Source organism: Vibrio sp. Y51_MX_L26 (genome assembly GCF_024181935.1).
Taxonomy (GTDB): domain Bacteria; phylum Pseudomonadota; class Gammaproteobacteria; order Enterobacterales; family Vibrionaceae; genus Vibrio; species Vibrio diabolicus.
Window position 1 is genome coordinate 88,615 of record NZ_JAMZAS010000003.1, and the last position, 21,845, is coordinate 110,459.

Genomic DNA, 21,845 nt, shown 5'->3' on the forward strand with positions numbered 1-21,845 from the left:
AAGTTGATATCGAAAACTGCGCGTCCTTAGCTCAGCTGGATAGAGTACCTGGCTACGAACCAGGCGGTCGGAGGTTCGAATCCTCCAGGACGCGCCACTTATTAAAGGGTATTGCCCTGATGTTGACGAAAGTTGATATCGAAAACTGCGCGTCCTTAGCTCAGCTGGATAGAGTACCTGGCTACGAACCAGGCGGTCGGAGGTTCGAATCCTCCAGGACGCGCCACTTACAAAAAAAGCCTCGCAATTGCGAGGCTTTTTTTGTATCTGGACATCAGGAACTATAGCCTAGAGTTGTTAGAGGCGAGGTCCTTCTTTTCCAAAAGCGAATATGTGCTTATCTAAGCAATTTGGAATAAAGTTTCTGCTGTAGTTTGTGAATCCATCCTTACTATCTCTCCTGTATATTGATTTCCGTTTCTTTCACTTCAATTGTTTAAATGTAACTTCTTTGTTTTTTATTTGTTTATTAATTGTTATTAAATGGCATCCTTTTGTTTTTATTAGCTTTTATGTGTAAATCTCGATTTGGTTTTGAAATCCAAATCGCAGTTTTTATTTATGTCCTCCTTTACTCTGTTCGTAAGGAGATAGCAGATTCGCAGTAATTATTTTGTCATGAACTGTGATCTGGGTAGTGAATAAATAATCATTTATCAGGATTATTACAAACCTTCCTTAAACAAAATTGACAAAATTTAACCAATCGAGATAATCCATTGGTCGGGATTTGACGCTATTAAAGTCCTGCACGTTGTCAGGATGACAAAGAAAGGAAGCAACATGACTAATATAGGAAGCCTGCTAGTAGATGCGGCCACCCTGATGCTAACGGGGATGGCGGTCGTATTTATTTTCCTCACTATTCTTGTTTATCTCGTTCGGCTACTGTCGAAATTGGTACCAGAAGAAGTACCAGAGCCGATCGCAGCACCAAAAACAAATACTAATATTCAATCAACCTCTTCAGCTGTTAGTCCACAAGTAGTGGCGGCGATCTCGGCTGCGATTCATAAACATCGCGCCTCATTCGCGAAGTAGCCGAACCAGGATTAAAAAGGAGTTTAAGAGCATGTCTAAACCACTAGCTATTACAGATGTGGTCCTTCGTGATGCCCATCAATCACTATTTGCTACGCGTATGCGTATTGAGGATATGCTGCCTATCGCAGCTGAGTTGGATAAGGTTGGTTACTGGTCTCTAGAGACTTGGGGTGGCGCAACGTTTGATTCTTGTATTCGATTCTTAGGGGAAGACCCTTGGGAGCGTTTACGTGAACTAAAAAAAGCGATGCCTAATACACCAATGCAAATGCTACTGCGTGGTCAAAACCTTTTAGGATACCGCCATTATGCCGACGACGTAGTAGAGAAGTTCGTTGAACGCGCGCATGCTAACGGTATGGACGTGTTCCGTATCTTTGATGCAATGAATGACGTGCGAAACTTCCAGAAGGCCGTTAAAGCAACGGTCGATGTTGGCGCACATGCTCAAGGTACGCTGTCTTACACAACAAGCCCTGTGCATAACGCAGACACTTGGGTTGACTTGGCAAAACGCCTAGAGGATTTAGGTTGTCATTCACTGTGTATTAAAGATATGTCTGGCTTACTTAAGCCTTATGAAGCGGAAGAGCTTATTACGCGTATCAAAGCGTCTTGTGATGTGCCATTAGCACTTCATTGTCACGCGACGACAGGCTTGTCTACTGCGACAGCGGTAAAAGCAGTTGAAGCTGGTATTGATATTCTCGATACAGCGATTTCTTCAATGAGTTGTACCTATGGTCATACACCGACTGAAACGGTAGTCGCGATGCTAGAAGGAACCGAGCGAGATACGAATTTGAAGCTCGAGCAACTAGAACCTATCGCCGCGTATTTCCGTGAAGTACGTAAGAAGTACGCGAAGTGGGAAGGTCAGTTGAAAGGTGTAGACTCTCGCATCCTGATTGCTCAAGTGCCTGGCGGCATGCTGACTAACATGGAAGGCCAGTTGAAAGAACAGGGCGCGGCGGATCGCATTGATGAAGTATTAGAAGAGATCCCTCGTGTTCGCGAAGATCTTGGTTTCATTCCATTGGTGACTCCAACTTCGCAGATCGTCGGAACGCAAGCGGTGATTAACGTGCTTACTGGCGAACGCTATAAGAGTATTACTAAGGAAACCGCTGGTCTATTGAAAGGCGAATACGGTCAAGCGCCAGCCGAGTTAAATGCAGAGCTGCAAGCTAAAGTACTTGATGGCAAAGAGCCTATTACTTGTCGTCCTGCCGATTTGCTTGAGCCTGAAATGGAGACGCTTACTGTTGATCTGATGGAGAAAGCGAAATCAGAAGGTATTAAGCTAGCAAGTGAGCGTGTTGATGATGTACTTACTTATGCGCTTTTCCCTCAAGTTGGTCTCAAGTTCCTTAAGAATCGTGACAACCCAGAAGCATTTGAACCTGCACCAACGCTAGAAGCCGCGAAGCCTGCCGTACCTGCGGCGCAACCAGCAACTGGCGGCGTAGAAACTTATAGCGTACGTGTTGACGGACAGGTGTATGAGGTGGAAGTTGGTCCTCAAGGCGAGCTAACCTCTGTCGCTCCTTCTGCGGCGCCTGCAAAATCGACGGCACCTAGCGCACCTTCTAGCGCTTCTGCTGAAGCGGTGCCTGCTCCTCTTGCCGGTAACATCTTTAAAGTGAATGTTCAGCCTGGCGCTGAAGTGGCTGAAGGCGATGTACTACTGATTCTTGAAGCAATGAAGATGGAAACAGAAGTGCGTGCGGCGCGTGGTGGTGTGGTTCAAGAGTTGAACGTTAAAGAAGGCGATGCTGTCACAGTAGGTGCGCCTCTGTTGAGCCTGGCGTAAGGGAGTATCATGGACGGATTGTTAACCCTTTGGGCAGAAACAGGGATCGCTAACTTCGAGTTCGGCCAAATCTGTATGATGCTGGTTGGTTGTACCTTGCTGTTTTTGGCAATCAAAAAAGGCTTTGAACCTTTACTGTTATTGCCGATTGGTTTTGGTGCTATCTTGGCGAATATTCCAAATGCTGGCTTTACTGAGCCTGGCGGCTTGCTCTACTACGTTTACTACATTGGGATTGAATCGGGTGTGTTCCCGTTGTTGATCTTCATGGGTGTGGGTGCGATGACCGACTTTGGTGCTTTGATCGCAAACCCAAAAACGTTGTGGCTAGGTGCGGCAGCTCAGTTTGGTATTTTTGCGACGCTGTTTGGCGCTATTTTGCTCAACTATGTACCTGGCATGGAGTTCTCCATGGCGGATGCATCGTCTATCGCTATCATCGGTGGTGCGGATGGCCCAACGGCGATTTTCTTAGCAAGTAAGTTATCACCAGATTTGCTTGGTGCGATTGCTGTAGCCGCGTATAGCTACATGGCTTTAGTGCCAATCATTCAGCCGCCAATCATGAAGGCGCTAACCACTAAGGAAGAACGTGAGATTCAAATGGCGCAACTGCGTCACGTGGGTAAATGGGAAAAGGTATTGTTCCCGATGGCAGTATTACTCATGACGATTCTTTTCCTACCTTCAGCAACGCCTCTTGTCGGTATGTTCTGTCTTGGTAACTTAATGCGTGAAGCGGGTGTGGTCGATCGTCTATCGAAAACCGCACAAAATGAGCTGATCAACATCGTGACGATCTTCTTGGGCTTAGGGGTTGGCTCGAAGCTGCAAGCGGATCAATTCCTGAACTTAGAAACATTAGGCATTCTAGGTCTTGGTGCGGTTGCGTTTAGTATTGGTACGGGTGCTGGTGTGCTAATGGCTAAGTTGCTTAACAAGTTCTCGAAAGAAGACATCAACCCACTTATCGGTGCGGCTGGCGTTTCTGCGGTACCAATGGCCGCGCGTGTGGTGAACAAAGTCGGCTTACAAGCTAACCCGCAAAACTTCTTGTTGATGCATGCGATGGGACCAAACGTTGCAGGTGTATTGGGATCAGCGGTTGCCGCTGGTATCTTGCTAGCACTTGTCGGCTAGTCATTACCGAAAATGGAATGATCAACCAATTTACAAAATCACGATTAACTTCGGTTAACAAAATGGTTTATAGTCAAAGGGATGCTTTCGCATCCCTTTTTGTTTTCTTGCAGGGAATGGTTTATGGAACACAAACAGATCGTTATCACTGAATTTGGTGATGCCAACGTACTCGCGATTCAACATGCTTCTACACCATCACCACAGCCTGGTGAAGTCTTAGTAAAAGTCGCTTTTTCAGGCGTAAATCCTATTGATGTTAAAACTCGAGCCGGACTCGGTTGGGCAGCTGCGCAGAACAAGGATAATTTACCTTGGGTACCAGGTTACGACATCTCAGGAAAAGTCGTGTCCTGTGGAGACGGGGCGTCGCGTTTTAATGATGGTGATGAGGTGGCTGGATTTATCGGTTTCCCAGTCCGAGGCGGTGGGTACAGTCAGTACATATGTGTTCCAGAAGCTGAGTTAAGTCATGTTCCCAGTTCAGTTACTTTGGAGGCTGCAGCAGCATTACCGTTGGCTGGCCAAACTGCGGCACAAGCACTCAGCAAAGCCAATGTGACAGAAAACGATCGCGTACTTATCCTCGCTGGAGCCGGTGGCGTTGGACACCTAGCGGTACAAATCGCGGTCGCGACTAAAGCGGAAGTCTTTACAACCTGCAGTGAACGAAATTTAGACTACCTGGCTACCCTTGGCGCTCACGCAGTGAACTATCAATTTGCACCAGTGTCAGAACGTGTTGAAGACGTTGATGTTTTGATTGATTTAGTAGGTGGAGATGCCGCGTTAGATGCGCTTAAATGCCTGAAAGACGGTGCGAGAGTCATAACCGTTCCAACCATCACGGCTGAGCTGATTTGTGAAAAAGCCAAACTCCTAGGCTTTGAGGCTAACGGCATGTTGGTTGAGCCAGATCCAGCGCAATTAGATACCTTGTTGTACATGGTTGGCGTTGGTTTACTGAAGACTGAAATTCAACAGGTTTATCCGATGAGTGATGTGATTGCTGCTCACCAGCAAGTTGAATCAGGAAGAACCAGAGGCAAGGTGTTGCTTGATATGACATGCTAGAAGCATTTAATACGAGCTTTGAAAGTTTAGCGCTTTGGTTTTCAGATTCAGCATTATGGGTGCTTTTCATGACCGGTTTTCTCAGTGCCACTTTGTTACCTGGTGGTTCTGAGGCGGGCTTAGTTGCCACTCTCTCATTAAATCAATATTCCGTTTCGTCAATTATTATGGTCGCCACTATCGGCAATACGCTTGGTGGCTTAACAAATTATTGGCTTGGCTTGTGGATTCCCAACAAAGCGCAAGAAGAAAAGCACGGTCATACCGCATTAAAGTGGCTGTCAAAGTATGGCTATTGGGGATTGTTTTTTAGCTGGTTACCTGTGATTGGAGACCCGCTGTGTTTAGCCGCAGGGTGGCTGAGAATGAAGTTTCTGCCTTGCGTGATTTTAATATTTTTAGGAAAGGCTGCTAGGTATAGCTTACTTGCGGCCATCTATCTCGGATTATTTTAAGGAAAGTACATGAAGATGTTTTGGGTTGGCGCGTGTTCACTTTTGGTGATCACGGGCTGTGCATCAAATACGCCAGTTTCATCACTGCCGAAAGGGGTAACTTTCGTCGAGTCATCGAAAGCGGAAGAAGGCAAAGTTAAGATTCCATACCAAAAGTATAAACTCGATAATGGTTTAACGGTGATCTTAGCTCCTGAAGATTCCGACCCATTGGTCCATGTGGATGTGACTTACCATGTTGGTTCGGCTCGTGAAGAGGTGGGTAAGTCTGGTTTTGCGCATTTCTTTGAGCACATGATGTTCCAAGGTTCAGAGAACGTTGGTGACCAAGAGCACTTCAGAATCATCACAGAGGCTGGAGGTACGTTAAATGGTACGACAAACCGTGATCGTACTAACTACTTTGAAACTGTCCCGGCTAACCAGCTAGAGAAAATGCTGTGGTTAGAGTCTGACCGTATGGGCTTTTTGCTGGATGCGGTTTCTCAACGCAAATTTGAAATTCAGCGTTCTACTGTAAAAAATGAGCGAGCTCAGCGTTACGATAATCGTCCTTATGGCTTAATTTGGGAGCGTATGTCTGAAGCGCTATATCCTGAAGGTCATCCGTATTCGTGGCAAACTATTGGTTATGTTGAAGATCTTGACCGTGTTGATGTGAACGATCTCAAAGCGTTTTTCTTACGTTGGTATGGCCCAAACAATGCGACTATCACGATCGGTGGGGACTTAGACGTTGAACAAACTCTTGAGTGGGTAAATAAGTACTTCGGTTCGATTCCTCGTGGGCCAGAGGTTGAAAATGCGCCGAAACAACCTGCAAAGCTGCAAGAAGACAAATACATCACGCTAGAAGATCGCATTCAACAACCGATGGTGATGATCGCGTGGCCAACAACTTACAACGGCGAAGAAAGCCAAGCGTCTCTCGATACGCTATCTGAAGTGCTAGGTGGCGGTACAAACAGCGTGCTCTACCAAGACTTAGTCAAGACTCAAAAAGCCGTCGATGCGGGCTCATTCCATGACTGTGCAGAACTGGCGTGTAACTTTTACGTTTATGCAATGGGTGACTCTGGGGACAAAGGCGACCTATCAAAACTGTACGACGAGCTTTTACAGTCACTCAATCAGTTTGCTGAAAAAGGCGTGACAGAAGATCGCCTTGAGCAGTTAAAGGGTAAGGCGGAAGCGGATGCTATTTTTGCGCTAGAAAGCGTTAAAGGTAAAGTAACGCAGTTGGCATCCAACGAGACATTCTTCGGCGATCCTGATCGTCTTGAGCAACAGCTTGAGCAGATCCGCGCAGTGACGCCAGCATCGGTAGAAAAAGCGTATACGGATTTTATCCAAGGTAAGAACAAAGTGACCCTAAGCGTGGTACCAAAAGGAAAAACTGACCTTGTCGTAAAACCAGCGACCTTTGTGACGCCAAAGCGTACGCTACCAGAATACGAGAAGATCACTGATGATCAATTGGCGTATCGTCGTGCGACCGATAACTTCGATCGCTCTGTGCAACCGCCTGTAGGGGAGCCAGTGAAAGCGACGATGCCTGAGTTGTACGAGCTTCATTTTAATAATGGCTCGGAGTTGCTTGGCGCGGTTAGCGATGAAACACCAACGGTCATGATGCAGTTTAGTTTACCTGCGGGAACACGTTTTGTTGAAAAGGGCAAAGAAGGTCTTGCCCAATTGACCGCCGCGATGTTGCAAGAAGGCACAACGAAACGTAGTGTCGAAGAGATTCAAGCTGAGCTCGATAAACTAGGTAGTGTCATCTCCGTGAATGCAACAGGCTACACAACAAACATCAGCGTTTCTGCTTTAGAAAAGAACTTAGAGCCGACGTTGAAAATTGTCGAAGAGATGTTGCTGTCTCCTGCATTCAAGCAAGCAGACTTTGAGCGTGTGAAGATGCAAGCGCTAGAAGGTCTTGTGTATGAGCACCAAAATCCAAGCTGGATGGCATCACAAGCGACTCGCCAGGTGCTTTATGGGGACTCTGTCTTTGCTCGACCAAAAGACGGCACGCAAGCAGGTGTTAGTGCACTAACGTTGGATGATGTCCGTGAATTCTACTCGAAGCATTACACGCCACAAAGTGCGCAAATCGTCGTTGTTGGTGACATTGATCAACAGGAAATTGAACAGCAACTGACGTTCTGGAAAAACTGGCAGGATGAAGCTGCGCCATTGTATGCACCGCAAAGCATCGCTGCATTAGGTGAGCAAAAGATCCATCTTGTTGATAAACCAGGTGCACCACAAAGTGTGGTCATGATGGTTCGTCAGGGTATGCCTTACGATGCAACGGGCGATTTTTACCTAAGCCAACTGGCAAACTTCAACTTAGCTGGAAACTTCAATAGCCGCATTAACCAAAACCTACGTGAAGACAAGGGTTACACATACGGCGCTTACGGCTACTTCTCTGGAAATCCAGAAACTGGCTCGGTTGTTTTCACCGCGCAAGTACGAGCGGATGCAACGGTTGCTTCTATCATTGAGATGGAAAATGAGCTAAATGAATACTCGCAGTCAGGAATTACTGATGAAGAGATGAAATTTATGCGTCAAGCGGTCGGTCAAAAAGATGCACTGAAATATGAAACGCCAACACAAAAAGCGGAACTTATCAGTGATATTCTTAAGTACAACCTCGATCAAGATTACTTGCAGCAAAGAAACGCTATCGTAGAAAAAGTCGATAAGCAGACTTTGAATGCACTGGCTCAAAAGTGGTTTGATCCAAATGACTATCAAATTATCGTCGTTGGTGATGCTAAATCACTGCGTCCTCAATTAGAAAAGTTGGGGAAAGACGTAGAAGAGCTTGAAATCATTCGATAGAGTACACATTTAATAGCGGAGAAACGTTTCTCCGCTATTCATCTAGATAAGCGACTTTTCGTGGGTTATTTATCTAGATGCATTAAATATCAATAACTTAGCTTACGCTTGTCCTTTGTGATAAGTGTCCTGCTCCCAATATAAGCGAACCTCATTTTGACTGATTTTGCTGCGCGACTAAAAAAAGTTGCATCAAACCCCGAAGTATTTAAGCAGTTTGGACGCGGTGTTGAGCGAGAAACTTTGCGCTATCGTCAGGATGGACATCTAGCAACAACACCTCATCCAGAGGGGTTAGGCTCAGCGTTCACAAACCAATGGATCACGACTGATTTTTCTGAATCATTGTTAGAGTTCATTACTCCTGTGTCACATGAAATTCCAGAACTGATGGCACAACTGAAAGATATCCATCACTTCACGCAGACAAAAATGGGTGAAGAAAAGATGTGGCCTCTTTCTATGCCATGTTATGTTGGCTCGGAAGAGGATATTCAGCTTGCTCAGTACGGCTCTTCGAATGCAGCAAAAATGAAAACCCTGTACCGAGAAGGTCTAAAACGCCGCTATGGCAGCCTGATGCAAATCATTTCAGGTGTGCATTTTAACTTCTCGTTCCCTGAGACATTTTGGGATGCGCTATTCGGCGAGCAAGATGAACAAGCCCGCCAAGATGCTAAGTCTGATGCCTACTTTGCGCTGATCCGTAACTACTACCGTTTTGGTTGGATGATTCCGTATTTCTTCGGCGCATCGCCAGCGTTATGCGGCTCTTTTATTCAAGGTCGTGAAACCGATCTGCCATTCGAGAAAATTGGCGGCACTTTGTATTTGCCGAAATCGACGTCTTTGCGTTTGAGCGATCTGGGCTACACCAATAGTGCGCAAAGTGTACTGAAAATTGGCTTTAACAGCATTGATCAGTATCTGGATGGTTTGAGCGATGCGATTCGTCACCCATCAGAAGAGTTTGCGAAAATAGGCGTCAAAGTGGACGGTGAATACCGCCAGCTTAATTCCAATATTTTACAAATTGAGAACGAGCTATACGCTCCAATTCGCCCGAAACGCGTGTCGAAAAGTGGTGAGAAACCTTCAGATGCGTTACGACGCGGTGGGGTCGAGTACATTGAAGTTCGCTCTCTAGACGTTAACCCATTCAGCGCAGTGGGGTTGGATGAAGAGCAAGTACGATTCCTTGATCTCTTCCTGACTTGGGCGGCCTTGTCAGACTCGGATCCAATGGACAACTGTGAATTAGAGTGTTGGCGCGACAACTGGAACAAAGTCATTGTTTCTGGTCGTGAAAAAGGGCTAATGCTGCAAATTGGTTGCCAAGGTGAACGTCTATCTCTGCAAGATTGGGCGCATCGAGTTTTTGTCGAGCTGCGTCAGATAGCACAGCAAATGGATATGGCTGCTGGTGGCAGTGCATACCAAGATGTGTGTAATAAACTCGAGACATGGGTTGATAACCCAGAACTAACGATTTCAGGTCAACTATTAGAGCTGACGAAAGAGCTTGGTGGGTTAGGTAAAGTCGGCTGTGCGCTTGGCATGAAGTACCGCGAGGAAAATCTAGCTCACGGTTATCAGTACTACTCGCAAGATACGATGGAAACGGAAGTGGCGTCGTCAGTAGAAAAGCAAAAGCAAGCGGAACAAAGTGACACGCTATCTTTTGATGATTTTTTGGAAGATTACTTTGCTTATCTGAAGCAGTAGTGAATAGGTAAAGGTTGGGTGGGATTGAACATTAAACCGTTAGTAGTATCGGTACTCGGAAGCATGTTACTTGCAGGTTGTGCCACGGCACCGCCAAAGCAGCAGAATAATTTATGTGAGATATTTCGAGAGAAATCCGGCTGGTATGATGATGCCAAAGATATGGAAGAAAAGTGGGGAACTCCCATTCATGTCGCTATGGCTATTATTAAACAAGAAAGCAGCTTTCGGCACGATGCGAAACCACCCAAAGACTATTTATTGGGATTTATCCCTTGGGGACGAGTCAGCAGTGCGTATGGTTACGCTCAAGCTCAAGATCCTGCTTGGGAAGATTTCCAAGATGCGACGGGTCAGGGCGGTTCTCGTACCAACTTTGATGATTCAATGATGTTTGTCGGTTGGTATACTCACGAAACGAGGCGCCAACTAGGGATTTCGTTATGGGACCCATACAGTCAATATCTGGCTTATCATGAAGGTCGAGGTGGGTACAAGCGAGGTACTTATAAGCGAAAGCCCAGTTTGCTCAAAGTCGCTCGACGTGTTGAACAAACTGCAAAAACTTATGGCTGGCAGCTGAAGCAATGTCGTCAGGAATTAGAAGACAACAGCAGCTGGTTCTTTTAACCCACAGCCTGTTTATGTGCTGAAGGGATGAATGACATTTATCCAGTACCGAGAGGTATTGGAGTTACAATCAGGAGAGATGTAATGCCTTTACTCGATAGTTTTACCGTGGACCACACTCGCATGAATGCACCAGCAGTGCGAGTGGCGAAGACCATGCAGACCCCAAAAGGGGACACGATTACTGTCTTCGATTTACGCTTTACCGCGCCAAACAAAGACATCCTTTCTGAAAAAGGTATTCATACGCTAGAGCACCTTTATGCAGGCTTTATGCGCAATCATCTTAACAGCGATTCTGTTGAGATCATCGATATTTCGCCTATGGGTTGCCGCACGGGCTTTTACATGAGTCTGATTGGCACTCCATCAGAGCAGCAAGTAGCGGATGCTTGGATTGCGGCCATGGAAGACGTACTAAAGGTAGAAAGCCAGAACAAGATCCCTGAACTCAACGAATACCAATGTGGCACGGCAGCGATGCACTCTTTAGAAGAAGCACAACAGATCGCCAAGAGCATTTTGGATGCTGGTGTATCGGTGAACAAAAATGATGAACTGGCTTTGCCTGAATCGATGCTAAAAGAGCTGCGTATCGACTAGTTGCTAAAAACTTATCAAGAAGCATATTTATCCAGAACTAAAAAGAGCCTGACATGATCAGGCTCTTTTATTTTTTATCGTTGAGTTTTTCTCATCGTGAGTTGTAAATAGAGGCTATTTTTTCTTTTTAGGATAAACACGAACGAGCTTGATGCGGTTTTCTTCAATCTCAACAAGCTCCATTGGATGACCAGCCACTCTCACGCTTAAATGGCTCTCTGGAATGTCTTCTAGGTGCTCCAAAATAAGACCGTTTAACGTTCTTGGGCCATCCGTTGGTAAGTCCCATTTCAGGCCTTTGTTGATATCTCGGATATTGGTGCTGCCTTCAATGAGGAAGCTTCCGTCACCTTGAGGACTGATTTCATCAGAAAGGCTTGGAGAAATCGAGGTCGTGAACTCGCCAATGATCTCTTCCAGAATATCTTCCAATGTCACCAAGCCAATAATGTCGCCATACTCATCAACAATCAGACCAATACGCTGTTTGTTGCGTTGGAACTTTAACATTTGCACGTTCAGTGGCGTACCTTCCGGGATGTAATAGACTTCATCCGCAGCACGTAATAGCGTCTCTTTATTGAACTCGTTTTTTTCCAGCATCAGGCGGTAAGCTTCACGCAGGCGCAGCATGCCAACCACTTCATCAATTTGGTCACGATAAAAAACAATGCGTCCATGTGGTGAGTGGGTAAGCTGACGAACGATGGATTTCCAGTCATCATTAATATCGATACCGGTAATCTCATTGCGTGGCACCATGATGTCGTTCACAGTGACGTGCTCAAGATCCAAAATAGATACCAACATGTCTTGGTGTCGGCGAGGGATCAATCCGCCAGCTTCGTTTACTACGGTACGCAGCTCATCGGAACTAAGATGGTCTTCTACTGAGTGATCGGCTTTTACGCCAAGTAAACGAATAAAGCCATTCGTAATAAAGTTAACAAGCATCACTAAAGGCGACAGTAACTTCATCAGTATGGTCAATAATATACTGCTCGCGTAGGACACACGTTCAGGATAAAGCGCTGCAATTGTTTTAGGGGTAACCTCGGCAAAAACCAATACAACCATAGTTAGTGCACCGGTTGCGATAGCGACACCTAAATCACCATACAAACGCATACCAATAATGGTCGCGATGGCGGACGCGAGAATATTAACGAGGTTGTTGCCGATAAGAATAAGACCAATCAAACGATCTGGACGGTCTAATAGCCTTTCGACTCGCTTAGCGCCTTTATGCCCATTTTTGGCTAAGTGCTTTAAGCGATAACGGTTCAGAGACATCATCCCTGTTTCTGAGCCGGAAAAGTAACCTGATATGACGATAAGACACGCGAGTAGCGCAAACAAGATACCCGTAGAGATGTCGTCCAAAACGTTGCTGTTCCTTGTAAGTATTGGGTTATATAACGGTTGAGTAAGTCCGTTAAGTCAAAGGGTTAAGGCGTACTGTATTTTATCTAGCCTAAAATATAAAGGATAGGAGCCCTAGAGCTCCTTAATTCAAGATGATTTCTTTCACAAAGCGACTGCCAAAATACGCCAGAGTTAACAGCGTTGCCCCTGCGACAGCGAACCAAGTAACTTTTCTACCACGCCAACCTTTTTGATAATGACCCCAAAGCAGTATTGAGTACACAATCCAAGCGATGAAAGAAAGAATGCCTTTATGCGCTTTACCTTGAGCAAACATATCCTGCACAAAGACAAAGCCAGTAATGAGCGTACCAGTTAACAATAAGTTACCGATCAAAATGATTTTGAATAGCTGACGCTCTACCATTAATAAAGGCGGCAGGTTTGGGTTAATCGCCAAAGATTTTTTTGTTTTCAGTTTGTGATCTAACCAAGCCAGCTGAAGTGCGTAGAGTGCACCGATAGTTAAAGTTGCGTATGAGAACAGCGCAAAAGAAATGTGAATGAGTAGCTTAGGGTCATTCTCTAGGTGCTTGATAAACGTGCTTGGCAAAAATGTGGCAGCAGATAAATTGATGGCAGCAAAGCTATAAACGACAGGCAATAAAAACCACAACCGATTTTTCAACATAGCAAGGCTCATGACCAGAGAAATAATAAAACTGATCAAAGAGGCTACGTTTAGAATACTAAGGTTTTGACCTGAACCATCAAAAATCAGATCACTCAAAATCCACGCATGAAAAACAAGCGCACAGGCAGCACTAGCAAACACTGTTTTTGCTTTGATTCCTGACTGCTGTGAGAGTCCGGGTATGATGGTCGCAATCGCCAAAACATAAAGTATGGCGGCCGCGATGGCTATTAAGCTATCCATGAATCCTAAATATTATTGTGCACAATGAGGAAATTATACCTTGCATTACACTTTGGGGCTACGTTATATCCGACATCAATCGTGAGAGATGAGATATTGAAATTAATAAGTTACCGCACCATATAGAAATAGAGACAAGAATAGAGCAGCGGTACGGGTATGACTCAGACCTTGGCTAATGTATACTCACACTAATTAATCGCCATTTTAGCGAAGAGACAAAGATGTTTGAGAATTTAACGGATCGATTATCCAAAACGCTGAAAAATATCAGTGGCAAAGGTCGTCTGACCGAAGACAACATTAAAGAGACCCTACGTGAAGTACGAATGGCCTTACTTGAAGCTGACGTTGCGCTTCCGGTTGTTCGTGAATTTGTTAACCGCGTTAAAGAAAAAGCGGTAGGTGTAGAAGTTTCTAAATCTCTGACTCCTGGTCAGGAATTTATCAAGATCGTTCAAACAGAACTTGAAGCCGTAATGGGTGAGTCGAATGAGGCGCTAAACCTTGCCGCTCAACCACCTGCTGTGCTTCTTATGGCGGGTCTACAAGGTGCGGGTAAAACCACATCGGTAGGTAAGCTATCTAAGCTTTTAAAAGAACGTGACAAGAAGAAAGTCTTGGTTGTGTCTGCCGACGTTTACCGCCCTGCGGCAATCAAGCAGCTTGAAACGCTGGCATCAGACATCGGTGTTGACTTCTTCCCATCATCACCAGACCAGAAGCCTATTGATATCGCCAATGCAGCGATTGACCATGCGAAGAAAAAATTCTACGACGTATTGATTGTCGATACCGCAGGTCGCTTGGCGATTGATGAAGAGATGATGGGGGAGATCAAAGATCTTCACGCAGCTATCAACCCAGTAGAAACGCTATTTGTTGTTGACGCTATGACGGGGCAAGACGCAGCAAATACAGCAAAAGCCTTTGGCGATGCGCTACCTCTTACCGGTGTAGTTCTAACTAAAGTTGATGGTGATGCTCGTGGTGGTGCGGCACTGTCAGTACGCCATGTAACGGGCAAACCAATCAAATTCTTGGGTGTCGGTGAAAAAACTGACGCGCTAGAACCGTTCCATCCAGATCGTGTTGCTTCACGTATTCTTGGTATGGGTGACGTTCTGTCTTTAATTGAAGACCTACAACGCAACGTTGACCAAGAAAAAGCAGAAAAGCTGGCGAAGAAGTTCAAAGAGAAGAAAGGTTTCGACCTTGAAGATTTCCGTGAACAGCTAGGCCAGATGCAAAACATGGGCGGCATGATGGGCATGATGGATAAGCTTCCTGGCATGTCTCAGCTACCAGACAATGTGAAAGACAAAGTCGATGACAAGATGTTCAAGCAGATGGAAGCGATCATCAGCTCCATGACAATGAAAGAACGTCAACGCCCAGAGATTATCAAAGGCTCACGCAAGAAACGTATTGCGGCTGGTTCTGGTGTGCAAGTTCAAGACGTAAACCGCTTACTAAAACAGTTCACCCAAATGCAGAAGATGATGAAAAAGATGCAAAAAGGTGGCATGAAAGGCATGATGCGCAACATGCAAGGCATGATGGGCGGCATGGGTGGAGGCGGTGGCTTCAACCCATTTGGTCGTTAATTAATCGATCACGCATAGATTCAGGGTGTTAGGTACGTCACAAACTTTAAATTCAATTTATGTTGGCGAAAAAGTAACTAAACTCCTTGCATTGCTCCGGGAGAAGAGTAAAATTCCGGAGCTTTATTTTGGCACGAGACCCCAAACTATTTAATTTCTTGAATGGTTTTTGGGGTTAATTTTATTTTTGAGAAAGCAAAGAGGACGACATGGTAACCATTCGTTTGGCACGTCACGGCGCTAAAAAGCGTCCATTTTATCAAATCGTAGTAGCGGACAGCCGCAACGCTGCAACTGGCCGTTTCATCGAGAAAGTTGGTTTCTTTAACCCAACTGCTAAAGGTCAAGAAGAAGGTCTACGTCTAGACCTAGACCGCGTTAACCACTGGGTTGGTCAAGGCGCGTCTGTATCTGACCGCGTTGCTAAGCTAGTTAAAGACGCTCAAAAAGCGGCTTAATTTTTTACTTGAAAAGTAGAAACTAGTTTATGTCGATGAAAGGTAAAGAAACAATGAGCAACGAAAAGATTGTTGTAGGCAAGTTTGGTGCTACTTACGGCATTCGAGGTTGGCTTAAGGTTTTTTCCTACACAGACAATGCTGAAAGCATTTTCGATTACAGCCCTTGGTACATTAACCAAAAGGGTAAGTGGGTTGAGTACAAAGTAGAAAGCTGGAAGCGCCATAACAAAGGTATGGTGGCTAAGCTGGAAGGCATGGATGTTCGTGAAGACGCGCATCTAATGACGAACTTTGAAATTGCTATTGACCCTGCGGTACTTCCTGAATTGTCAGAAGATGAGTTCTACTGGCGCGAATTGTTTGGGATGCAAGTTGTAACCACTAAAGGTTACGATCTAGGTGTCGTTACTGACATGCTAGAAACTGGCTCAAACGATGTTCTGGTTGTTAAAGCAAATCTTAAAGATGCTTTCGGGCAGAAGGAACGATTAATCCCGTTCCTTGAAGAGCAAGTGATCATTAATGTTGATCGCGAAGCTCAACGGATCGAAGTTGACTGGGATCCTGGATTCTAATCTCCAAAATTACAGAGCGAGATAAACATGTGGGTTGGCGTTATTAGCCTTTTTCCAGAAATGTTCCGTTCTGTTACTGATTTTGGAGTAACAGGTCAAGCGGTTAAAAAAGGTCTTTTGTCGATTGAGACTTGGAATCCTAGAGATTTTACTCACGACAAACATCGCACTGTCGATGACCGACCTTACGGTGGTGGCCCTGGTATGTTAATGATGGTTCAGCCTTTGCGCGATGCCATTCATACCGCGAAAGCAGCCTCACCGGGCAAGACGAAAGTCATCTACCTTTCTCCTCAAGGTCGCAAGCTAGACCAGAAAGGAGTGGAAGAACTGGCAACGAATGAGAACTTGCTTCTGATTTGTGGTCGTTATGAAGGGGTAGATGAGCGCATCATTCAATCTGAAGTCGACGAAGAATGGTCGATTGGTGATTTTGTGATGACGGGTGGTGAGATACCAGCCATGACGTTAATCGACTCTGTCTCTCGGTTTGTTCCGGGTGTACTAGGGGATTTCGCGTCAGCAGAAGAAGACTCTTTTGCAAATGGCTTGTTAGATTGCCCTCACTATACGCGTCCAGAAGTATTGGATGACAAAGAGGTACCAGCGGTACTGATGTCAGGCAATCACAAGGACATTCGTCAATGGCGACTAAAACAGTCGCTGGGCCGAACTTGGCTTAGAAGACCAGAGCTCCTGGAAAACCTAGCTCTGACTGACGAACAGGAACAATTACTTGCTGAGTTCATTAGTGAACATAACGCAAAGTAACCTAATTTATTTAGTATCAGTTTATTCTAGGAATTTAAAAAATGAGTAACATCATCAAAGCTCTTGAAGAAGAGCAAATGAAATCAGACCTACCTAAATTTGCACCAGGTGACACTGTTGTAGTTCAAGTTAAGGTAAAAGAAGGTGACCGTGAGCGTCTACAGGCTTTCGAAGGCGTTGTAATCGCAATCCGTAACCGTGGTCTACACTCTGCTTTCACTGTACGTAAAATCTCTAACGGTGAAGGTGTTGAGCGTACGTTCCAAACACACTCTCCAATCGTTGATAGCATCGAAGTTAAACGCCGTGGTGCAGTACGTCGTGCCAAGTTGTACTACCTACGTGAGCGTTCTGGTAAGTCTGCTCGTATCAAAGAGAAACTTGCTAAGAAGTAATGCTATAACTAGCGTTCTCATCTTAAACGGAGTCCTTTTAGGGCTCCGTTTTTTTATTTGTGTAATTAGCTTGCTCGTTTTCTTTTCATCCGACCTGTACTGCCGATGCTCATGCACTGGCATATACTCCGCGCCTCTGCCTTGCTCGAATAAAAATAGCTTTGCTAGATCATCAAAATAGTCAGAGTTGAAAAGAGGGGAATGAATACCGATTGCAGACCGCAATGGTTAAAATTCATCATTCTGGATAGCGAAGAAGTAGCGGGATTCAGAATCTACTAGCCGAAAGCACTAGTGTTTAAGTCGTCAACTTCAGAAGTGTCCTTGCTGTGAGTTGATTCCTGATGTCGCTATGGCTCCTCGGAATGACGGCAAATGATGGTCAAAGGTTACAGGACACCACGGTTAAAATTCGTCACTCTGGACAGCGACGAAAGAGCGTGATTTAGACTCCCCAAGAAGGAGCCTAGGATATTCCCTTACCCTAGGCCTCAATTTAATACTGGTCTTCAGACCAGCCATCACTGTCGGACATATCGGGGGCGCCTGGGATGGTGTTTTCTTCATCTGCCCATTCACCAAAATCAATCATTTGGCATTGTTTACTGCAGAAAGGGCGATGAGGACTTTGTTCTCCCCATTCTACGTCGGCGCCACATTGTGGGCATTGAACGATGGTAATTTTAGACATAGTTGAGCGTCCCATTACTAATTGGTGTTAAAGGGTAGTATACCTAAATGAATTCAAGATGGCTTATTCAACGCGCTATTGCTGCTACGAAATTTTATCCAATATAAGCGCAATAAAGCGTTGAATTTTAGATTGTGGGGGTGAGGCTTAGTGTCGCCTTAGCTGCACACAGCAAGTTCAAACTCAATATCTTGTGTGCACGCTTGACCGTTTTCAAACGACATAAACTTGATCGCAAAGCGGTTTTTATGGCCAGAAATCATAGGATAAACGCCATATTCCATTGGGATGTGAAGTCTTAGAATATTAGCTTCATCAGCGTCACTTTGGAAGAAACCCGCACGACCGATTTGAGCTTTAAAATGTCCGGTCTCTCTAGTGAGCTTTAACCATAGCGAAAGCGCATCAGATAAGGGCTTTAAGCTTACTTGCCACTGCTGTGCATCATGCTTTTTACGTTCAATGGGTAGGTGAAGCCAGTAATGTAACGCTGGCAAATCAAAACAGCATGAACCACCCGGTAGATTAAAGCGTTGTCGGATAGAGCTTAAGAAGCGATCTTCTTTTAGTGCTTGACCAAAACGCTCTGCACCCATCAGTTGGCTATGAACGACATCTATCTCTTGTAGTAGGGTATTTAATGCGTCTTGATCGACGCCATCAACATTTAGCCAATGGCGGTACGACAGTCGTTGCTTCTCTAAATCTTTGGCCAGTTCACTTTTCAGCTGGATCTGTTCGAAGATCTCAACCATATCGAATAACGCACGGAAAAACAGTTGGTACTGGTGATTTTCGCTAAACCCAGAGGCCAAGTGAGCCTGACGCAGCAGAGACTCCACTCTTAGATAAATACGAGTTTTCTCATTTAACGGATGTTCAAATTTGTGCGTGGTCATCGACATAAGCCTTTGTGAGTTTCGTTCCTATTTTCGCAGATTTTTCTTACACATGGCTAGGTACTTTTCGTGCAAATCTGTGATTTGAAGCAAAAGATCTGGGTCACTTGGATTATTCTTAACCACATCGTCTGCAAGCGCGAGTCTTTGCTCTCTTGATGCTTGAGAGGCAAGGATGGCGCGAGCTTGTTCTTCACTCACATTGTCTCGTTTCATCGTGCGAGATATCTGTGTATTCGGTTCTACATCGACGACAAGAACTCGATCACACAAACTGTCTAGCTTGTTTTCTACGAGCAACGGCACCACAAGTAACGCATACTCTGAGGTGACTTGCTGCAAATCTTCGATCATCTTTTCACGAATTATCGGGTGCAACAGTGCGTTGAGCCATGCTTTTTCATCTGAGTTTGAAAAGATTTTCTCTCTCAGCTTTGCGCGATCTAAAGTTTGGTCTTCACGAACGATATCGTGACCAAAATGTTCAATAATCGCGTTTAGGCCGGGAGTGCCTGGCTCGACAACTTCTCTTGCTACAATGTCGGCATCGACGATATCGATTTTAAATTGTTGTTTGAACAGATTCGCGACGGTTGTTTTACCGCTAGCGATACCACCTGTTAAACCAATAACCAAAGCCATTTACACTCCTAGAACTGAAGTAAAGTACCAGTTTAAAATCTGGTCGCCCCAAATTAAGCTTATCCAACCAGCAATTGCTAAGTAAGGACCGAAAGGAAAAGCTTTTTCAATTCCCTGTTTTTGCAAGCGTAGTTGAATGATGCCAAATACGATGCCAACCACAGAAGAAAGTAGAATGATCATCGGCAGTGACTGCCAGCCCAGCCAAGCCCCTAGTGCTGCTAGTAGTTTAAAATCACCATATCCCATTCCTTCTTTACCGGTAAGTAACTTAAAGCCCCAGTAAACGGACCAGAGACATAGGTAACCAGCAATAGCACCAATGACAGAATCTTGTAGAGTAACAGGACTTATTTCGACTAATGCTAAGGCAATGCCAGCCCAAGTTAATGGTAATGTTAATTGGTCAGGTAACAACATAGTATCGAGATCGATAAATGTTGTGGCGATTAAGATAAAAGTGAAAAAGAGTAGGGCAACGGTAAAGTAACTAAAACCAAAGTGGTAAGCGACAAAGCCTGAGCAGAACGCAGTGAGCAGTTCAATCAGTGGATAGCGTGCGCTAATGGCTGTCTGACAGTTGTGGCATTTGCCTTTTAAAAGCAGCCAGCTAATCACAGGGATGTTGTCTCGAATACGTATCGGCGTTGCGCACTTCTGACAGGAGGAGCGTGGGACGCTCAAGGTCAGCACTTCTTTAGGAGGTTCTATTTTGTATTCGGGAAATGACTCGGCACATTCGCGTCGCCATTCTAGTTCCATGATTTTAGGTAGTCGATAAATAACCACATTGAGGAAGCTACCCACGATCAGACCGAAGATGGTGGCAAACACAACGAATAGCCAAGGGTAGTACTGGAATACTTCCATATTTGTCTCTTGAGCGATGAGTGAAATCAGCAAGATGCTGTTTTAAAGGAGTTAACAGCTCATTCTAGCCCAATACACTCATTAAGTTAAAGATTGGCAAGTACATTGCTGTCACTAATCCGCCAACAACGATGCCTAAAAAAACGATAATTAGCGGCTCTAGGATTTTACTAAGGTTGTCGACGGTGTTGTCGACTTCAAACTCGTAGATCGTTGCAACTTTATTGAGCATGTCGTCAAGTCGACCAGATTCTTCACCGATCATAACCATTTGTAACACTAATTCAGGGAACACATTACAGTTACGCATGGCAACATACATTGGCATACCTGCGGCGGTATCACGGTAAACTTCTTCTATGGCGAGTTGATAGTGTAAGTTTCCTGAGGTTTTTGATGTGGTTTTTAAACTGGTTAGAATTGGAATACCCGCTGTAAAGCTTGTGGCGAGTGTTCGACTAAATTTGGCGATAGCGGCTTTTGATAATACAGGGCCCAGAACAGGAAATTTAAGCACAGAGCGGTTGAGCATTAAGCGAAAAGAATCTGAACGCTTAGAGAGGACTCTCGCCGAGATGAATAAACTAATGGAGCCTAGTGCGATAAACGGACTCCAGTTTTTTGTCCAGGCGGAAAGATCTAATACTTGCCTGGTAAACCAAGGTAAGTCAGCACCAAAACCAACAAACATTTTTTCAAACTCGGGAATGACTTTGGTGAGCATGATAAACGACACGCCTAACGCTACTAGCACTACCATCGCTGGGTAAATCAGTGCTTTGATCACTTTCGCACGGAGTTGTTCATTTTTTTCTCGGTAGGTGGCTAAGCGCTCGAATACTTCTGCTAAGTTACCGGATTGCTCACCTGTGGCGATAAGGTCGGTATAGAGTGGGTCAAAGTGTTCACTTGCAGTGCGCATGGCTTTTGACATGGGCGTCCCCGCTTCAACGGCGCGTGTCACACTCATCAAAATGGATTTCATCTCTGCTTTTTTGTGATTTTCTGATACCAATTTTAAAGCCTGAACTAAGGGTACACCGGTTATCAACATCGTCGAAATTTGACGGGTAAACACCGTGATGTCTCTGCCTTTCACGCGATGGCTGAGTTTAGTGAGAAACGAGATACTGCTTTTCTTTAACTTCTTGATCTTGATGTGTTGTGCGTCTAGACGCTCGCGTACTTCAATTTCTGTCATCGCGAGGGTTTGTCCAGACGTCTTTTTGCCTGAACTGTTGATGCCTTTCCAGCGGAAGTTTTTTAGTTGTGGTGTAGTGGTTTTCATAGAGGTG

The 21,845-nt window shown here is 45.0% G+C and carries 21 protein-coding genes and 2 tRNA genes; 16 read left to right on the forward strand and 7 right to left on the reverse strand.

Features of this window, described 5'->3' with window-relative positions; all coding sequences use genetic code 11:
* Positions 1-20 precede the first annotated feature (20 nt).
* The 11 genes from NL645_RS09095 (at position 21) to luxS (ending at position 11,337) form a co-directional block, all read left to right on the forward strand.
* A tRNA-Arg gene (locus NL645_RS09095) sits at positions 21-97 on the forward strand.
* Between the two features lie 52 nt (positions 98-149).
* Positions 150-226 (forward strand) — tRNA-Arg (locus NL645_RS09100).
* Positions 227-783: 557 nt separating this feature from the next.
* Positions 784-1,041 carry an oxaloacetate decarboxylase subunit gamma gene (locus NL645_RS09105; protein WP_114323628.1) on the forward strand — a complete coding sequence of 86 codons (258 nt, stop codon included), beginning with the start codon at positions 784-786 and terminating at the stop codon, positions 1,039-1,041.
* A 31-nt stretch (positions 1,042-1,072) separates the two neighbouring features.
* Positions 1,073-2,857, forward strand: a complete 1,785-nt coding sequence (gene oadA / locus NL645_RS09110) for a sodium-extruding oxaloacetate decarboxylase subunit alpha (RefSeq protein WP_109169452.1) — start codon at positions 1,073-1,075, stop codon at positions 2,855-2,857.
* Positions 2,858-2,866: 9 nt separating this feature from the next.
* Positions 2,867-3,997 (forward strand): sodium ion-translocating decarboxylase subunit beta, encoded by a 1,131-nt coding sequence (locus NL645_RS09115; RefSeq protein ID WP_005396706.1) that lies wholly within the window; start codon positions 2,867-2,869, stop codon positions 3,995-3,997.
* 123 nt (positions 3,998-4,120) lie between these two features.
* The gene (locus NL645_RS09120; RefSeq protein ID WP_012841414.1) at positions 4,121-5,071 is read left to right on the forward strand and encodes an NADP-dependent oxidoreductase; all 951 of its coding nucleotides are present in this window, start codon (positions 4,121-4,123) and stop codon (positions 5,069-5,071) included.
* The gene (locus NL645_RS09125) at positions 5,065-5,526 is read left to right on the forward strand and encodes a YqaA family protein (protein WP_005396704.1); all 462 of its coding nucleotides are present in this window, start codon (positions 5,065-5,067) and stop codon (positions 5,524-5,526) included. The genes NL645_RS09120 and NL645_RS09125 overlap by 7 nt, the downstream gene beginning before the upstream one ends.
* Positions 5,527-5,535: 9 nt before the next feature.
* Positions 5,536-8,379: a pitrilysin family protein gene (locus NL645_RS09130; protein ID WP_150919419.1), complete on the forward strand. Its 2,844-nt coding sequence runs from the start codon at positions 5,536-5,538 to the stop codon at positions 8,377-8,379.
* Positions 8,380-8,535: 156 nt separating this feature from the next.
* Positions 8,536-10,104, forward strand: a complete 1,569-nt coding sequence (gshA, locus tag NL645_RS09135; protein ID WP_253651603.1) for a glutamate--cysteine ligase — start codon at positions 8,536-8,538, stop codon at positions 10,102-10,104.
* Positions 10,105-10,128: 24 nt separating this feature from the next.
* Positions 10,129-10,734 carry a hypothetical protein gene (locus tag NL645_RS09140; protein ID WP_170891673.1) on the forward strand — a complete coding sequence of 202 codons (606 nt, stop codon included), beginning with the start codon at positions 10,129-10,131 and terminating at the stop codon, positions 10,732-10,734.
* Between the two features lie 84 nt (positions 10,735-10,818).
* Positions 10,819-11,337, forward strand: coding sequence for an S-ribosylhomocysteine lyase (gene luxS, locus NL645_RS09145; protein WP_005396698.1), 519 nt, complete (start codon positions 10,819-10,821; stop codon positions 11,335-11,337).
* A gap of 114 nt (positions 11,338-11,451) precedes the next feature.
* On the opposite strand, the gene NL645_RS09150 is transcribed toward luxS, so the two are convergent.
* Both NL645_RS09150 and NL645_RS09155 read right to left on the reverse strand, forming a co-directional pair.
* On the reverse strand, positions 11,452-12,720 hold the full coding sequence (locus NL645_RS09150; RefSeq protein WP_005396696.1) for an HlyC/CorC family transporter: 1,269 nt from the start codon (positions 12,718-12,720) through the stop codon (positions 11,452-11,454).
* Positions 12,721-12,844: 124 nt separating this feature from the next.
* Positions 12,845-13,639: an inner membrane protein YpjD gene (locus NL645_RS09155; protein ID WP_005396694.1), complete on the reverse strand. Its 795-nt coding sequence runs from the start codon at positions 13,637-13,639 to the stop codon at positions 12,845-12,847.
* A gap of 224 nt (positions 13,640-13,863) precedes the next feature.
* Here NL645_RS09155 and ffh point away from each other — a divergent pair, with 224 nt between their 5' ends.
* The 5 genes from ffh to rplS all read left to right on the forward strand — a co-directional run bounded on the left by ffh (position 13,864) and on the right by rplS (position 17,448).
* The gene (gene ffh / locus NL645_RS09160) at positions 13,864-15,246 is read left to right on the forward strand and encodes a signal recognition particle protein (protein WP_005385423.1); all 1,383 of its coding nucleotides are present in this window, start codon (positions 13,864-13,866) and stop codon (positions 15,244-15,246) included.
* Positions 15,247-15,455: 209 nt separating this feature from the next.
* A complete protein-coding gene (gene rpsP / locus NL645_RS09165; protein ID WP_005379962.1) occupies positions 15,456-15,704 on the forward strand; it encodes a 30S ribosomal protein S16 in 249 nt (82 codons plus the stop codon).
* A 29-nt stretch (positions 15,705-15,733) separates the two neighbouring features.
* Positions 15,734-16,282, forward strand: a complete 549-nt coding sequence (gene rimM, locus NL645_RS09170; RefSeq protein ID WP_005379964.1) for a ribosome maturation factor RimM — start codon at positions 15,734-15,736, stop codon at positions 16,280-16,282.
* A gap of 27 nt (positions 16,283-16,309) precedes the next feature.
* Complete coding sequence (trmD, locus tag NL645_RS09175) at positions 16,310-17,053, forward strand: tRNA (guanosine(37)-N1)-methyltransferase TrmD (protein WP_005425529.1); 744 nt, start codon at positions 16,310-16,312, stop codon at positions 17,051-17,053.
* 41 nt (positions 17,054-17,094) lie between these two features.
* Positions 17,095-17,448, forward strand: coding sequence for a 50S ribosomal protein L19 (gene rplS, locus NL645_RS09180; protein WP_005379971.1), 354 nt, complete (start codon positions 17,095-17,097; stop codon positions 17,446-17,448).
* A gap of 496 nt (positions 17,449-17,944) precedes the next feature.
* Here the strand turns inward: rplS and yacG are convergent, their stop codons facing one another.
* The 5 genes from yacG to NL645_RS09205 form a co-directional block, all read right to left on the reverse strand.
* A complete protein-coding gene (gene yacG / locus NL645_RS09185) occupies positions 17,945-18,139 on the reverse strand; it encodes a DNA gyrase inhibitor YacG (RefSeq protein ID WP_005396692.1) in 195 nt (64 codons plus the stop codon).
* Positions 18,140-18,297: 158 nt separating this feature from the next.
* The gene (gene zapD / locus NL645_RS09190; protein ID WP_012841416.1) at positions 18,298-19,038 is read right to left on the reverse strand and encodes a cell division protein ZapD; all 741 of its coding nucleotides are present in this window, start codon (positions 19,036-19,038) and stop codon (positions 18,298-18,300) included.
* A 27-nt stretch (positions 19,039-19,065) separates the two neighbouring features.
* Positions 19,066-19,680, reverse strand: coding sequence for a dephospho-CoA kinase (gene coaE, locus NL645_RS09195; RefSeq protein ID WP_047008979.1), 615 nt, complete (start codon positions 19,678-19,680; stop codon positions 19,066-19,068).
* Positions 19,681-20,550, reverse strand: a complete 870-nt coding sequence (locus tag NL645_RS09200) for an A24 family peptidase (RefSeq protein WP_253651604.1) — start codon at positions 20,548-20,550, stop codon at positions 19,681-19,683.
* 64 nt (positions 20,551-20,614) lie between these two features.
* Positions 20,615-21,838, reverse strand: coding sequence for a type II secretion system F family protein (locus tag NL645_RS09205; protein WP_253651605.1), 1,224 nt, complete (start codon positions 21,836-21,838; stop codon positions 20,615-20,617).
* Positions 21,839-21,845 lie beyond the last annotated feature (7 nt).

Coding starts and splice junctions, on each gene's coding strand:
- ffh (WP_005385423.1), top strand. CDS start 13,864: ATGTTTGAGAATTTAACGGATCGATTATCCAAAACGCTGAAAAATATC.
- NL645_RS09125 (WP_005396704.1), top strand. CDS start 5,065: ATGCTAGAAGCATTTAATACGAGCTTTGAAAGTTTAGCGCTTTGGTTT.
- zapD (WP_012841416.1), bottom strand. CDS start 19,038: ATGACCACGCACAAATTTGAACATCCGTTAAATGAGAAAACTCGTATT.
- NL645_RS09130 (WP_150919419.1), top strand. CDS start 5,536: ATGAAGATGTTTTGGGTTGGCGCGTGTTCACTTTTGGTGATCACGGGC.
- NL645_RS09155 (WP_005396694.1), bottom strand. CDS start 13,639: ATGGATAGCTTAATAGCCATCGCGGCCGCCATACTTTATGTTTTGGCG.
- NL645_RS09105 (WP_114323628.1), top strand. CDS start 784: ATGACTAATATAGGAAGCCTGCTAGTAGATGCGGCCACCCTGATGCTA.
- trmD (WP_005425529.1), top strand. CDS start 16,310: ATGTGGGTTGGCGTTATTAGCCTTTTTCCAGAAATGTTCCGTTCTGTT.
- rpsP (WP_005379962.1), top strand. CDS start 15,456: ATGGTAACCATTCGTTTGGCACGTCACGGCGCTAAAAAGCGTCCATTT.
- oadA (WP_109169452.1), top strand. CDS start 1,073: ATGTCTAAACCACTAGCTATTACAGATGTGGTCCTTCGTGATGCCCAT.
- NL645_RS09120 (WP_012841414.1), top strand. CDS start 4,121: ATGGAACACAAACAGATCGTTATCACTGAATTTGGTGATGCCAACGTA.
- coaE (WP_047008979.1), bottom strand. CDS start 19,680: ATGGCTTTGGTTATTGGTTTAACAGGTGGTATCGCTAGCGGTAAAACA.
- rplS (WP_005379971.1), top strand. CDS start 17,095: ATGAGTAACATCATCAAAGCTCTTGAAGAAGAGCAAATGAAATCAGAC.
- NL645_RS09115 (WP_005396706.1), top strand. CDS start 2,867: ATGGACGGATTGTTAACCCTTTGGGCAGAAACAGGGATCGCTAACTTC.
- yacG (WP_005396692.1), bottom strand. CDS start 18,139: ATGTCTAAAATTACCATCGTTCAATGCCCACAATGTGGCGCCGACGTA.
- luxS (WP_005396698.1), top strand. CDS start 10,819: ATGCCTTTACTCGATAGTTTTACCGTGGACCACACTCGCATGAATGCA.
- rimM (WP_005379964.1), top strand. CDS start 15,734: ATGTCGATGAAAGGTAAAGAAACAATGAGCAACGAAAAGATTGTTGTA.
- NL645_RS09205 (WP_253651605.1), bottom strand. CDS start 21,838: ATGAAAACCACTACACCACAACTAAAAAACTTCCGCTGGAAAGGCATC.
- NL645_RS09200 (WP_253651604.1), bottom strand. CDS start 20,550: ATGGAAGTATTCCAGTACTACCCTTGGCTATTCGTTGTGTTTGCCACC.